Origin of the sequence: Bacillus sp. FSL W8-0848 (assembly GCF_038007805.1) — a bacterium.
GTDB lineage: Bacteria > Bacillota > Bacilli > Bacillales > Bacillaceae > Bacillus > Bacillus glycinifermentans.
Map to the genome: position 1 here is coordinate 1,996,937 of NZ_JBBOYB010000001.1, position 13,788 is coordinate 2,010,724.

12 protein-coding genes are annotated in these 13,788 nt (G+C 47.8%); all 12 read right to left on the reverse strand.

All coding sequences use genetic code 11. The features are described 5' to 3' along the window. Nucleotides 1-264 precede the first annotated feature (264 nt). Nucleotides 265-1,311, reverse strand: coding sequence for a recombinase RecA (gene recA, locus NSQ39_RS10480; RefSeq protein WP_046132861.1), 1,047 nt, complete (start codon nucleotides 1,309-1,311; stop codon nucleotides 265-267). A 184-nt stretch (nucleotides 1,312-1,495) separates the two neighbouring features. Then, nucleotides 1,496-2,746: a competence/damage-inducible protein A gene (locus NSQ39_RS10485; protein ID WP_175076234.1), complete on the reverse strand. Its 1,251-nt coding sequence runs from the start codon at nucleotides 2,744-2,746 to the stop codon at nucleotides 1,496-1,498. A 19-nt stretch (nucleotides 2,747-2,765) separates the two neighbouring features. Next, nucleotides 2,766-3,347, reverse strand: coding sequence for a CDP-diacylglycerol--glycerol-3-phosphate 3-phosphatidyltransferase (pgsA, locus tag NSQ39_RS10490; RefSeq protein ID WP_175076233.1), 582 nt, complete (start codon nucleotides 3,345-3,347; stop codon nucleotides 2,766-2,768). A gap of 62 nt (nucleotides 3,348-3,409) precedes the next feature. Beyond that, entirely contained in the window at nucleotides 3,410-4,315 is a 906-nt protein-coding gene (locus tag NSQ39_RS10495; RefSeq protein WP_175076232.1) for a helix-turn-helix domain-containing protein, read from the reverse strand. Nucleotides 4,316-4,332: 17 nt separating this feature from the next. Then, complete coding sequence (locus tag NSQ39_RS10500) at nucleotides 4,333-5,124, reverse strand: YmfK family protein (RefSeq protein ID WP_046132857.1); 792 nt, start codon at nucleotides 5,122-5,124, stop codon at nucleotides 4,333-4,335. A gap of 241 nt (nucleotides 5,125-5,365) precedes the next feature. Then, complete coding sequence (locus NSQ39_RS10505) at nucleotides 5,366-5,623, reverse strand: DUF3243 domain-containing protein (protein WP_046132856.1); 258 nt, start codon at nucleotides 5,621-5,623, stop codon at nucleotides 5,366-5,368. 70 nt (nucleotides 5,624-5,693) lie between these two features. Next, on the reverse strand, nucleotides 5,694-6,425 hold the full coding sequence (ymfI, locus tag NSQ39_RS10510) for an elongation factor P 5-aminopentanone reductase (RefSeq protein ID WP_046132855.1): 732 nt from the start codon (nucleotides 6,423-6,425) through the stop codon (nucleotides 5,694-5,696). Nucleotides 6,426-6,500: 75 nt separating this feature from the next. Continuing rightward, on the reverse strand, nucleotides 6,501-7,787 hold the full coding sequence (gene yfmH, locus NSQ39_RS10515; protein ID WP_046132854.1) for an EF-P 5-aminopentanol modification-associated protein YfmH: 1,287 nt from the start codon (nucleotides 7,785-7,787) through the stop codon (nucleotides 6,501-6,503). Then, nucleotides 7,784-9,064, reverse strand: a complete 1,281-nt coding sequence (yfmF, locus tag NSQ39_RS10520; RefSeq protein ID WP_046132853.1) for an EF-P 5-aminopentanol modification-associated protein YfmF — start codon at nucleotides 9,062-9,064, stop codon at nucleotides 7,784-7,786. Before yfmF ends, yfmH begins: the two co-directional genes overlap by 4 nt. Nucleotides 9,065-9,194: 130 nt before the next feature. Continuing rightward, nucleotides 9,195-10,436: an MFS transporter gene (locus NSQ39_RS10525; protein WP_175076231.1), complete on the reverse strand. Its 1,242-nt coding sequence runs from the start codon at nucleotides 10,434-10,436 to the stop codon at nucleotides 9,195-9,197. A gap of 89 nt (nucleotides 10,437-10,525) precedes the next feature. Continuing rightward, nucleotides 10,526-11,251 carry a GntR family transcriptional regulator gene (locus NSQ39_RS10530; protein WP_046132851.1) on the reverse strand — a complete coding sequence of 242 codons (726 nt, stop codon included), beginning with the start codon at nucleotides 11,249-11,251 and terminating at the stop codon, nucleotides 10,526-10,528. 141 nt (nucleotides 11,252-11,392) lie between these two features. Next, entirely contained in the window at nucleotides 11,393-13,726 is a 2,334-nt protein-coding gene (locus NSQ39_RS10535; protein ID WP_175076230.1) for a DNA translocase FtsK, read from the reverse strand. Nucleotides 13,727-13,788: the final 62 nt, after the last annotated feature.

The following is a 13,788-nucleotide window of genomic DNA, read 5'->3' on the forward strand; positions in this document are numbered from 1 at the left end:
ACAGAACCTTCACAGGGAATGAAGAAGCTTCACAGCCCTTGTCAAGTTTAAATGTTTATCAATCATGTTAAGAAAAACAAGTGATACAATTTCATTGTAATTGTGTGGCAAATACTTGTCAAGCTTACGATCTTAACGTTTCAAAAGATATGAGCAATCCACCGGACATACATCCGCTGAATCGGCAACAGGCCGGAGATTTTTGGAAGGGGACGGCGGATTTGCGAAAGAAAAAGAAAAGGCTGCCAGCCGGCAGCCTTAAAATTAAAATTCGAGCTCTTCCTGAATGTCTTCCTCTTCTTCTTTTGGAGCCGAAACACCGTTGTTATCCAAGCCGTAATGCTCCCTGATCTGCTCTTGGATCATCAAAAGCACATCTTTGTTTTCCTTTAGGAACTGCTTCGCGTTTTCGCGGCCCTGTCCAAGGCGTTCATCCTGATAGGAGTACCATGCCCCGCTTTTTTGGACGATGTCAAGCTCTGTTCCAAGGTCGATGATTTCCCCTTCTTTGGAGATTCCTTCGCCGTACATAATGTCTACTTCGGCCGTCCGGAATGGAGGCGCCACTTTGTTTTTCACGACTTTAATTTTCGTCTTGTTCCCCATGACGTCGTTGCCTTGTTTGAGCTGTTCGGCGCGGCGCACTTCAAGCCGCACGGAAGAATAGAACTTCAGGGCTCTTCCCCCTGGGGTCGTCTCAGGGTTTCCGAACATGACGCCGACTTTTTCGCGGATCTGGTTAATAAAGATCGCGATCGTTTTTGATTTATTGATTGCTCCGGAAAGCTTCCGCAGCGCCTGGGACATCAGTCTGGCCTGCAGCCCGACATGCGAGTCTCCCATGTCTCCTTCGATTTCCGCCTTCGGCACGAGCGCCGCAACGGAGTCGATGACGACGATGTCAACGGCTCCGCTTCTGACAAGCGCTTCAGCAATTTCAAGTGCCTGCTCCCCCGTGTCAGGCTGGGACAGCAGCAGCTCGTCAATGTTAACCCCTAATTTTTGCGCGTAAACGGGATCAAGCGCGTGCTCGGCGTCTATGAACGCCGCCTGTCCGCCCTGCTGCTGAACTTCGGCAATCGCGTGAAGCGCCACCGTCGTTTTACCGGAGCTTTCAGGGCCGTATACTTCAATAATCCGTCCGCGCGGATATCCGCCCACCCCGAGGGCTGTATCGAGCGCTAAAGAGCCGCTCGGAACGGTTGAAATTCTCGTCTCGGTTTGTTCTCCGAGTTTCATGATGGAACCTTTTCCAAACTGTTTTTCTATTTGTTTAAGCGCCATATCTAAGGCTGCCTGACGATCACTCATCTGTTTTTTCCTCCTTTATCACTTCCGCTATATCTACTATACCTTGTTTGCTCGGATTTGCCAAGAAAAAAGCGAACGCATATTCGATTTTTTTCAGCGGATTTTAAACGATAAAAAATCATTTTGCAAAGAGCGAAAGCAGTCTTTTTTTAAAAGGAAGATTCTCCGAAAACGGAATTATCGCTTATTTACCCAAAATGTGCAGGAGCAGATGGCAGCCGTATTTGGCAGAACGCTTCCTGACGGCCGATCTTGAGCCCGCGAACATGAACTCGTACGCTTCCTCCGGTTTGCCGCCGACCGAGATGCCGATAAATACCTTCCCGGCCGGATGCCCTTCCTGCGTATTCGGACCGGCCACACCGGTAAAACTGATGCCGATGTCGCTTCCGGTTTTGCTTCTGATGCCCGCTGCAAGCTCCTTTGCGCATTGCGCGCTGACCGCACCGTACCGCTGCAGCATGTCTTCCGAAACGCCGGCCGCTGACACTTTCAATTCGTTTGTGTAGCAGACGGCGCCGCCTTTGAAGTATTCGGAGGCCCCGCTCAATTCCGTCAGCCAGCTGGAAAAAAGCCCTCCTGTAAAGCTTTCCGCGGCAGACAGCGTCAGTCCTTTGCGGACGCAGGCTTTCGCAAGCTCTTCGACAAGCGATGTATCATCGTATCCGTAAAAGAACTCGCCGACGCGCTCTAAAATGCGGTCTTCCGTTTCTTTTAGAAGGCGCTCCGTCTCAGCCGGATCGGCGTGTTTTGCCGTCAGCCTGAGGGTGACTTCCCCATCTGCCGCCAAAGGGGCGATCGTCGGGTTCGTCTGCGCATCGATAAGGTCTTCCAAATCCGTTTCAAGCTGGGATTCACCGATTCCGAAGAAGCGCAGCACCCTTGAGACGATCTTCTCCTTTGAACCGAGTTTTTCCAAAATCAGCGGCTTCGCTTCGTTTTCAAACATCGGCTCAAGTTCCTTCGGGGGCCCCGGAAGCAGCATGTAAAAACGCGATTCATGCTGAAGCAGCATCCCCGGAGCCATTCCGAACCGGTTTGGCAGCACATCCGAACCTTCGAGAACGAGCGCCTGCTTTCGATTGTTCGGAGACATCGTCCGGTTCGTTTTTTTGAAATAGTCTTCAATCGATTGAAATGCTTCCTCATCAAGCTGAAGGGGACGCCCGATGACCCGGGCGATCGTTTCTTTTGTCAAATCGTCTTTCGTCGGCCCAAGCCCCCCTGAAAAGATGATGAAATCAGACCTTTCCTGCGCGGTTTGAATGACCCGTTTCAAGCGTTCAGGGTTGTCTCCGACCGCTGTATGATAAAAAACGTTGATTCCGATTTCCGCCAAATGCTTGCTGATAAACTGAGCGTTCGTATTGGCGATCTGTCCGAGCAAAAGCTCTGAACCGACGGCGATGATTTCAGCTTTTCTTTCAAGTTTCATGTTATCCACTTCCCTATGTTTAGTTCGATGTTTTTAAAGCATCCCAGTTCTTGGCGAAATAATCCCAGCCGGATACGATGGTGAAAAAGACGGCCACCCATAGCGAGAGAGAGCCGAACGGGAACGAGACGAGCTCAAATGGAAGATTATGCAGCAAGAGAGCCGAAATGGCGATGATCTGCGCCCACGTTTTTACCTTTCCAAGCATATTCGCAGCGACGACTTCGCCAGTCCCCGCAAGCACAAGGCGGAGTCCCGTCACGGCGAACTCCCGGCTGATGATGACGATCGCCATCCAGGCCGGTGCAAGGTGATAATGGACCAAAATGATCAAAGCAGAAGACACGAGCAATTTGTCCGCCAGAGGATCGAGAAATTTCCCGAAATTCGTCACGAGTTTCAGCTTTCTTGCATAATAGCCGTCAACCCAATCGGTAACCGAGGCGAAGATGAACAAAAGAGCGCCGATCAGATGTGCGACCGGAATCGATTCGTTTCCGAAAGACAGCGACCCCCAATTGAACGGAACGAGCATGATGATCATGAAAATAGGAATTAAGGCGATTCTCGAAAGCGTAATTTTATTCGGTAAGTTAAACATAGAGTTCCTCCATTATGTATCGTTTTATTGCTGATGGACGAAAGAAAAAGTCATCCGGGCAGTTAAGATGACTTTTTCTCCTTTTTATTTTCAATCGTTATGTTTTGTGTCATCACATTCTTCGGATCAAGTTCGTAGGAAAGAACCTTTCCGTTGATTTTGATTTCTACGCCAGGCGCATATCCGACCCGCAATTCGATCTGATCTTGGTCGGTAATATTTTTTTGAAAGGAATCTCCTTTTTTCATCATGCCTTCTTTAAGGGAGGTTCCTTTCGCGTCCCGCACCCTGACCCATGAATCCGCGGTCGTTGTCACCTCAAGCTCAAGCTTGTCGGCTCCCGATACTTCATAGGTTGTGGAAGAGCCCTGGCTGTCTGCGGCCTTGATGGTCAGCTCTTTTTTGTCAGCGGCTTTCTGGGCGGCGTCGTCTTTTTTATCTTCAGCGCCTGATTTTTCGTTGTCCGCGTTTTTTTGATTTTCATTCTTCAGCGGCGAATCTTTTGAGACGTCATACTTGCTCTCTGTCTCTACCGTTTTCGTCTGTTCGGCGGAATTTTCATTTCCTCCGCCCATCACGGCCTGGACAATGACGTAAATGATCGCGATCACGACAATCACGCCTGCCGAGACAAGCAGTGTAGGCAAAAGCTCAAGCGCTTTGGAGGCGGGCCCCGGAAGCTCCCTCTGAGGCTTGATCGAAGAAAGCTTATCAGAAACCTCGTCATTGTAGGAGTCAGGGATATCCTTTTTGAACTCTTCAAACAGCTGCTCTGAGTTCAGTCCGACGGCTTCAGCGTACTGTTTAATAAAAGCTCTTACATAAAACTTTCCCGGAATAACGTCATAGTTTCCCTCTTCAAGCGCCGTCAAATACCTTTTCTGGATTTTCGTTGCCGCCTGAAGGTCGTCTAACGACATCCCTTTTTCCTCTCTGGCTTCTTTGAGCCGATTTCCTAGTTCAGTCACAACAAACACCTTCCATTTTAAAAATCAAAGCCAGAAAAACCAGTATGGTCAAACATTTGCGGTTCCTCGGCATGTTCATATGTAATAACCTCATCAGGGCTGTTACGCAATTCGATAATGTAATCGAAATCATCCATTGTATATTCCGTATTTTGCACAAAAATATCCGGATGCTCGACGACTTTTGTCGCGGGCAGCCGCATGATTTCACTGACGAGCTGCAAATGTCGTTCAGATCCTCTTCTCGTCGACACGATTCCGTCCAGTATAAAGACGTTCTCCGTGTTGTATTCATCAGCGACAAGCTGGCTTCTGATCGTTTGTTTCAAAAGCGTTGAAGACACAAACAGCCACCTTTTGCTGGCGCACACGCTCGCGGCCACGATCGATTCCGTCTTGCCGACACGCGGCATTCCTCGGATTCCGATCAGCTTATGCCCGTCTTTTTTAAACAGTTCGGCCATAAAATCGACAAGCAGCCCGAGCTCGTCGCGTTCAAAGCGGAACGTTTTTTTGTCATCGGCATCCCGCTGAATGTAGCGTCCGTGCCTTACGGCGAGGCGATCCCTCAGTTTCGGCTCCCTCAGCTTTGTAACCTTAATCGTCTCCATCGTGTTTAAAATGGATTCGAGACGTTTGATTTGATCTATATGACGGCATTTTAACAAAAGGCCCCTTCTTGACGTATCAACGCCGTTAATTGTGACAATATTAATCGATAACATACCTAATAAAGAGGATATATCTCCCAGAAGTCCGGGACGGTTGACTTGGATTTCGTATTCTAAATACCATTCGAGCTTTGCCAAATGATAACCTCCCTATCCATCATCGTGGCAAAAATTTACCTTCCTTTATCATAAAGCATTTTGTCTCAATTAGAAAGCAGAATATGTGATTAAATAAGAAAAACGTCCGTTTCCCAAAATCGGGAAAAATCGGGCGCTGCAATCTGCCCCCCTCTAAATCTTTTTTACCCTTCCGGCCGCTGGAAGAAACCGAAAAAAACAAAGTAAACGTATAAAAAGAGAGAGTGAACACACTCTCTCCTCAATGCGAGCCGTTGTTTTCAACAAGCTTGACCATCACGTTCGCAATCGCGCGCTGCTCATCTTCAGAAGCTACGCTCCACAGATCTGCGAGCACTCTTTCCTGATGGTTTTTTGAATCGACCTGACCGGCTAAGTAATCGCCGATCTCATAAGCAAGATCCGAGATGGTTTCGTTTGACATTCCTTTTTCATGGGCGTAGTTGAGACGGTCGCCCAAGAAGTTTTTCCACTGATCCCAATTATCCAGTACGGACATATCAGGCCCCTCCATTCTCTTAAAGTTACAGCCTTATTATTATCTGAGGGATCATAAACTATACATTGTTTTAGCAATGCCAGCCTCCGTTTACCGATAAAATCTGGCCGGTGATATATGACGCTTTTTCCGAAAGCAGAAATTGAACGGCATCTGCGACCTCTTCGGGCTTTGCGAGCCTTCCCATCGGGATGTCTTCTGCGATCATGTCCTCTTCTTCCTTCGAAAACCCGCTCATCATATTCGTTTTGACGGCCCCGGGGGAAACGGCGTTCACTCTGATGCCGCTCGGCGCCAGCTCTTTTGCGAGGGCTTTGACAAACGAATGCTGCGCCCCCTTTGTCATGCTGTAAAGCACTTCGCAGGAAGCCCCCGTTTCTCCCCATATCGAAGTGATCGCGACAATCGCGCCGGCTTTTCTTCTGATCATGGCCGGAAGCACGTTTCTTGTCAGCGTAAACGGACTTGTCACGTGAAGCTGGACCATCTCATGAACTTCTTCGTCTGTCATGTCTGTAACAAGGCCGCGGTAGCTCTGCCCGCTGTTTAATACGACGGCGTCCAGCGCCCGGCCGCCAATGCAAGCGGAAACAGCCGCCGCACCGCCGGGGTCGGACAGATCGCTTTGAATGATTTCGGTTTGAATGTGATATGTATTTGACAGCCGCTCGCTTAAAGAGACGGCTGCCTTTTCATTTGTATTGTAGTGAAGGAGCAGGTCAAAGCCGCTTTGCGCCAGCTTTTCGCATATGCTCTGGCCGATTCCGCCGCTTGCTCCTGTTACAAGAGCCAGTTTTGCCATATTTCCATCCTTCCTAAAAAAGAAAGGTTCAGCGTGATGCTACAACATGCTGCTCACGCTGAACTTTCCTGACGGTTATGATTTTGGAACAACTTTGCAGACAGTGATTCTGTCCTCTTCTATCTCTTCATCGACAACACGATGAACGTCTTCCAAGGTGATTGATTCCAAAACGGATACGATATCAAACAAACTCGTTTCTAAAAAAGCGTACCGTGTAAATTGGTTGGCGATATACTCCGGAGAGTTCATCGATTTTAGGAATGTACCGATTTTTTTCTTTCTCGCCAAATCGAGTTTTTCTGCCGTGATCGTCTCCTTCGCTTTATAGAGCACCTGTTTCAGTTCATCGGCTAGCTTGTCGGGCTCCGGCGTATCGCCGCCGACAGAGGCGAAGCCGAAGCCGTGTTCCTCGGTGTAGTCGTAGCTGAACGTCTCGTCAATGTAGCCTTTTTCATAAATTCTTTCATAATCGGCCGAGCTTTTGCCGAACAGACACTCGAGAATCAGGTTCATGGTCAGTTCATGCTTTAAGAGATCGTCGCCCGTATTGGTCGGATTGATGCTTTTTAATCCGACCAGGCATTTCGAACTTTGGACGTTCATTTTGATTTCCTGCTCTTTTCGATATACCGCCGCAGGCTCTTTCACTTCTTTGCGGACGATTTCAGGCTGATCCGTATACGGCTTGTTCTGCTGATTGTCCCTCACCTGGCGGATGACCGCTTCCGGATCGACCGGACCGACGATGAAAAGCAGCATATTGCTCGGGTGATAGAACGTCTCATAGCATTCATACAAAAGATCCTTCGTAATGTGTGAGATGCTTTCGATCGTACCGGCAATGTCAATCTTGACAGGGTGCTCTTTATACATGTTTTCGATCAGGCCGAAGAAAAGGCGCCAATCCGGATTATCGTCGTACATATTGATTTCCTGGCCGATAATGCCTTTTTCCTTTTCAACCGTTTTTTCCGTAAAATACGGATCCTGCACAAAATCGACGAGCGTTTCCAGATTTTCTTCTACGTTTGATGTGCTTGAAAAGAGATACGCCGTTCTGGTAAAGGAGGTAAAAGCATTCGCCGAGGCCCCCTGTTTGCTGAATTGCTGAAACACGTCGCCGTCGGCTTTTTCAAACAGCTTGTGCTCCAAAAAGTGGGCGATCCCGTCAGGCACGCGGACTAAATCCTCTTTGCCGAGCGGGACGAATTCGTTGTCAATCGAGCCGTATTTCGTCGTAAACACGGCGTATGTCTTATTAAAGCCTTCTTTCGGAAGGACATATACGTCAAGCCCGCCCGGCATTTTTTCGTAGTATAGCGTTTCCTTGAGCTGCTCAAATTCGATCGTTTTCGTCAAGATGCTCCCTCCGTCCCTTTCAGAAAGTACGTTGTATCCAGTTCGATTTTCTTTCCGACTTCGATGATGTCGTCTTTTGTGACACTGTCAATGCGGCCGAGCCATTCTTCCAAAGAAAATTCGGTTTGAGCGGCGGCCTGCTGGTAAATGAATTCGACTAATCCGTAAGGCGTGTCAAGGGTTTCAAGAATCTGGTTTTTAATGACCGCTTTCGTCTGGCCGATCGCTTCATCGGTAAAACTGCCTTTTTTCATTTCTTGAAATTGCTCTTTAATGATGTCGACGCACTTTTGATAATTGCCGACTTCGATCCCGGACATGACCATTAACAGGCCTTTAAAGCTTTCGATCCTGGAAGCCGCATAGTAGGCAAGGCTCGCTTTTTCCCTGACGTTGATAAACAGCTTTGAATGGGAAAATCCACCGAACAGACCGTTGAAAAGCTGCAAAGCCGGGTAATCTTCATCTGTAAAAAACGTATTGGTCCGAAAGCCAATGTTCAATTTTCCCTGTTTAACATCCGCATCTTCAATGATTTCTTTCGGTTCGGGAGCAAGGTCGCGCCGAATACCGGCTCTAGGCCTCGCCTCTCTTTCGTCAACATCGAAATAAGAAGAAACGTACTGCTCCACCTGTTTTTCGTCAACGTCCCCCACGATGTATAGATCAAGCTGATCCTCTTTAATCGCTTTTGTATAAGCTTCATAAAGGCTCTCCGGTGTGATGCTTTCTACATCGTCGAGTTCTCCGTTTACATGCAGGGAATACGGCTCATCTTTGCACATTTCCTGAATGAGCCTTAAATTGGAATAGCGCATTTTATCATTGTAAACAGCTTGAATTCTTTGCTTTAACGTCCGTTTTTCCTGAGAGACATATAATGAGTCAAAAGCACCGTTTTCGAGCGCAGGCGAAAAAATAATCTCTGACAGAAGCTCCAGCCCTTTTTCCAAAAGCGGCGTCTGATCCTTTAAATACTTTTCGTTTGCGATATCCAGGCGGAATGTAACCACATGCTGTTCGCCCTTTTTGGAAAGGTCTGCGGTCACTGAAGTGCCGTAGAGCTCATCAAGGTACGTTCTGAGATCTGCCGTTTTCGGGTGTGTGCTCGTTCCCCGCAAAAGCACATGCGGGAAAAGGGCCCGTTTTGTTACCTCTTCTTTTGTTAAAGGGGCGAGCATTTTAAAGATGATGGAAACGGTTTTAAATTTTTCCGTTTTCACAATATGGCTTGTTAACCCCTTGTGTTTTCCCTTTATTTCGTTAAGGTATGTCATAAAGAACCTCCTTCGTCCTTGTTTATATTATGTATTATGACCATAAATGAGCATATGCTTTGGGCCGTTTGGTTGTAATTATATCAACTGAAGGATGATTAAGGAAATAAAAAAGAAAAGACGGTGCACGTCACACCGTCTTTGCCGCTTCATTTTCGTTTTCTTTCGGATCAATATAAAATAACACAAGGGTTAAAGCGGCCAAACTGCACAAAAGCGAGACGATGAAAATCAAGCGGGCGGCATTTGTCATCATATACGCAAAAACCGGCGGCCCGAGGGCAACTCCGATAAACCGCATGCTGTTGTAAAATGACGAAATCGTGCCGCGCTCTTCTTTATCGATCCCTTCCGTAATAAGCGCATCAAGCGAGGGCAGGGCCATCCCGATGCCGATGCCTCCGATTGACATAAACAAAAAAAGCGGATAAAAAGAGTGGTTCCACCACATCCCGCCAAAAGACAAAACAAACAGGATCATCCCGACCATCACACAGATTTTCATTCTGATTTTGTTGTTTCCGATCAGCTTTCCGGCTAAATACGAACTGACCGACAGAAAAAGCAGCGGAATGCTGAGCAGCGCCCCTTTCACGATCCCGTCAATCTTGTATGCTTTCTCAAGGTTCTCCGAAAGGTAAAAGAGCACCCCAAACAGCAGAAACATGATAATCCCGCCAATGATAAAGATGGAAACGAGCCAGCGGCCTTCCCGTTTAAAAATGGTCTTTACGTTTTTGGCGAACTCTTTCAAAGATTTTGTCTCTGCGACTTTCTCCTTTGGCTTTGGAACTAAAAACAACACGAGAAAAAAGCTGATCAGGCTGACGACCGGGATAAACCAGAACGGCATAAACCAAACCCAGGATGCTAAAAAAGCCCCTAAGATCGGGCTCAACACTTTTCCGGCAGTATTTGCCGTTTCAATATCTCCAAGGCCAGCGCTTACTTCTTCATCATCTTGAAACAAATCTCCGATAAACGGCATTACGATCGGAGCGGCGCCGGCTGAACCGATGCCTTGAAGCACACGCCCCGCCAAGATCAGCGCGTACGGCTCATTGAACCAGGAGGAGGCTGCACCGGCTACGGCGCCTCCCGCACCAGCGATGATAAGACACGGCAGCATGACCTTTTTTCTCCCAAACCGGTCGGATAAATAGCCCGTGATCGGGATGCACAGGATCGCCACGATCGAATAAACCGTAATGATCAAGGAGACCTGAAAAGATGTGATGCCTAATTTTTTTTCAATCACAGGCAAAACAGGTATCAGCATCGAGTTGCCAAGCGTCATGACAAGCGGGACGGAAGACAGCGCGATGATGCTTTTAACGCCTTTTTTTCTGCTCAACTTTTTCACCCAATTCATTAGTATTTCCATCTGTTATTGTTGCTAGAAAAGGGTGAATTTATGTAAGGCAAAAAAACAGCCGCTCGGTTCCTGAGCGCCCGCCTTTATCAAAATCGTTTTCTTACGACATGGAATCTGAATTTGTCAGCCCGGAAATAGTTTAAAGAATACAATACAGGCTTATCATGCTGGTCATAGTGAATCTGTTTCAAGAGAAGCAAAGCCGTCTCCGGATCGCACTCAAGAATTTGGGATATCGTATCGTGGAAGCCGATCGGCACAATATCGGCGACCGCATAGCTGATCACCGCTCCAGACTTGTTCTCAAGCCATTCGAACATCGATTCCTGCTCATGCGAAAAACCATCCGGCAGAATCGACATCGGGATTTTATCCAGACAGTAGACGACGGGTACACCGTTCGCCGTTCTTACCCGCTCAAGCAAGAATATCCCGCTTTCGTCCGCATTTTGAAAACGAAGCAGATCATCTTCAGTCGGGTCGGTCACCTGTGAAGACATAAAGATGGTTCCCGGGGTCATGCTCGCCTGTTCAATCATTTTCGTCACGCTGTTCAGCTGTTCGATGCCTGATAAAAATAAAGGTTTCGGGTTGACGAATGTACCGACGCCGTGCCGTCTGATGATGACGTTTTCATCCTCCAGCACTTTGAGCGCTTCCCGCAAAGCCGTTCTTGTGACGCCCAGCATCTTTGACAGCTCGAATTCAGAGGGGAGCTGTTCATTTTCGCAGTAAATACCTTTTTGAATATCTTCTTTTATCCGATCAATCACCTTTAAACATAACCGTTGATTGTCAGCTTGTATAGACATGTTTTCCCTCCGTCTGACAGATCAAATTAAAATTATCTTTAATTGAGGATAACTATATCATGTTTTGTCAAATAAATAAATAGACGTTTTACACTTGTTTAATTTACATAATAATTTTATGTCCAACAGAACTCTCTTCTATCAGGAAGAGAGTTCTTCATATTGCTCTTTTGACAGTAAGACTTCACGGGGCTTTGATCCCTCATAAGGACCGACAACTCCCCGTTCTTCCATGGCATCGATGAGCCGGGCCGCCCTCGTGTAGCCGATGCGGAACCGCCTTTGCAGCATCGAAACGGATGCCGTCTGCATGCCGACAACGAGCGCTACAGCCTCATCATAGAGATCATCCGTCACTTCGCTGAGCGTTTCAGACGTTTCTTCCGGGATCATTTCCTCCTGGTATTGGGCTTTTTGCTGTGTGATGACATGATCGACGACTTTTTCGACTTCTTCATCTGATAAGAAAGCCCCCTGAACGCGGAGCGGCTTGTTGGCTCCGACAGGCAGAAACAGCATGTCCCCTCTTCCGAGAAGCTTTTCAGCGCCCCCCATATCAAGAATCGTTCTGGAATCGGTCTGTGAAGACACGCTGAAGGCGATCCTTGACGGAATATTCGCTTTAATGACCCCTGTGATGACATCGACGGAAGGACGCTGCGTCGCGATGATCAAGTGGATTCCAGCCGCGCGGGCCATTTGCGACAGCCTTGTAATCGAGTCTTCGACATCAGAGGAAGCGACCATCATCAAGTCTGCAAGCTCGTCCACAATGACGATGATATACGGAAGTTCCGGCTGCTTTGCTTCTTCGGATGCATTCATCTTTTTGATGTGGTCGTTGTATCCTTCAATATTCCGCGTCCCCGTGTGAGAAAACAGTTCATAGCGGCGCTCCATCTCATTTACAACTTTTTTTAAAGCCTGTGACGCTTTTTTCGGATCTGTCACGACAGGCGCAAGCAGGTGCGGAATGCCGTTGTACACATTAAGCTCGACCATTTTCGGATCGATCATCATCATTTTGACCTCATGCGGCTTCGCTCTCATTAATATGCTTGTAATGATGCCGTTGACACAGACGCTTTTTCCGCTTCCCGTTGCACCTGCGACAAGGAGATGGGGCATTTTGTTTAATTCGGCCAAAACCGCCTCTCCGGAAATATTCCGGCCGAGGCCGATCATCAGCTTTGCGTCAGGGCGGTCATTCAGCTTCGATTCGAGCACCTCTTTTAAGGAAACCATCGCGACTTCCGCATTCGGCACTTCGATTCCAATCGCCGATTTGCCCGGTATCGGCGCTTCGATGCGGATATCCTTGGCGGCAAGTGCAAGCGCCAAGTCATCGCTTAAATTGACGATCTTGCTTACCTTGACGCCGACATCAGGGTAGACTTCGTATTTCGTCACGGCCGGGCCGAGATGAACCTGGGTTACTTTCGCCTTAACTCCGAAGCTTTGGAACGTCTTTTCGAGCTTTCGTGCATTGTCATAAATATTTTTTTTGTCAGCCTGCTGTCCTGTATGCTTCGGATCATCCAGCAAACTGATCGGCGGCAGCTGATAGTCTTTGTTTTCAAGCTCTGTAAAGGCGATCTCGGGAGCAGCCTCTGCATCCCCACCGCTTTCGGGTTCCGGCGGCGTTTTTGCTGCCGGTTCGGCCGCTTCATAAGCTTGAATTTCCGGCTTTTCGTCACGGTCCGAAAAGCTTGAAATAATCGGCTCCGTATGAATTACCGCATCTTGCTCCGCCGCATCCTGAACAGGCTCTGCCGCGGGTTTTGGTTTCCGCTCGGTTTTTTGTTTTTTTCCGGATTTCTTTTTGGACGATTGCTGTTTCAGATCCTTCATATCATCGAGAAATGCGAGCCACTGATTCTTCACGAACCCGGCAACAGGAGCCGTCCATTTGATCAGCGTCTCCTGAAGGGAGCGGTCGGTGATCAAAAGGAGCCCGATCAGGATCAGAAAAATAGCGATAATTTTCGAGCCTGCTGATGCGAACAGAAAATAAGATGCCGCAAACAAGAGCGCCCCGATCATCCCGCCTCCCAGATCAGGCGTTCCGGTTTCGCCTTTTACGTCCATTAAAAACAGCTCCCACGTATTTTGGATCACGCTCGGAGATTCGATCATCCCCCTGTCTGTCAAATGCTGAAACAGCTGGACGTGTGATAAAAGCAATATGCTTGCGACGATGCAATAAAGCCCCGCTTTTCTTCTCGTCAAAAAACTCGGCGTTTTTTTCTTCCAAAACAGCGATACGCCTGTTAGGAAGAGAGAAAGAACGAACAGAATGAACCACTCGCCTGCGAAAAAACGGAACATGTAAATGAACGTTTGGCCTGCAACGCCAAGCTGCAACACCGTAATAATCGAAATGGCGATACAGATTAAACCGTACAGTTCATATTTTAGATTAATTCTTTTAACCTGTTTTTGCTTCTTTTTTGATTTTCTTTTTCTTTTTGCCATGTTCCATCACCTTACTGCATGTAAAAAATGTAAAAACAAAGAGAAAGCAGCCCGGTTTTGGC

Bases quoted from the DNA above. Each gene is read 5' to 3' on its own strand.
- yfmF (WP_046132853.1), bottom strand. From the start codon at position 9,064: ATGACATACCTTAACGAAATAAAGGGAAAACACAAGGGGTTAACAAGC.
- NSQ39_RS10535 (WP_175076230.1), bottom strand. From the start codon at position 13,726: ATGGCAAAAAGAAAAAGAAAATCAAAAAAGAAGCAAAAACAGGTTAAA.
- ymfI (WP_046132855.1), bottom strand. From the start codon at position 6,425: ATGGCAAAACTGGCTCTTGTAACAGGAGCAAGCGGCGGAATCGGCCAG.
- pgsA (WP_175076233.1), bottom strand. From the start codon at position 3,347: ATGTTTAACTTACCGAATAAAATTACGCTTTCGAGAATCGCCTTAATT.
- recA (WP_046132861.1), bottom strand. From the start codon at position 1,311: ATGAGTGATCGTCAGGCAGCCTTAGATATGGCGCTTAAACAAATAGAA.
- NSQ39_RS10525 (WP_175076231.1), bottom strand. From the start codon at position 10,436: ATGAATTGGGTGAAAAAGTTGAGCAGAAAAAAAGGCGTTAAAAGCATC.
- NSQ39_RS10485 (WP_175076234.1), bottom strand. From the start codon at position 2,746: ATGAAACTTGAAAGAAAAGCTGAAATCATCGCCGTCGGTTCAGAGCTT.
- NSQ39_RS10505 (WP_046132856.1), bottom strand. From the start codon at position 5,623: ATGTCCGTACTGGATAATTGGGATCAGTGGAAAAACTTCTTGGGCGAC.
- NSQ39_RS10530 (WP_046132851.1), bottom strand. From the start codon at position 11,251: ATGTCTATACAAGCTGACAATCAACGGTTATGTTTAAAGGTGATTGAT.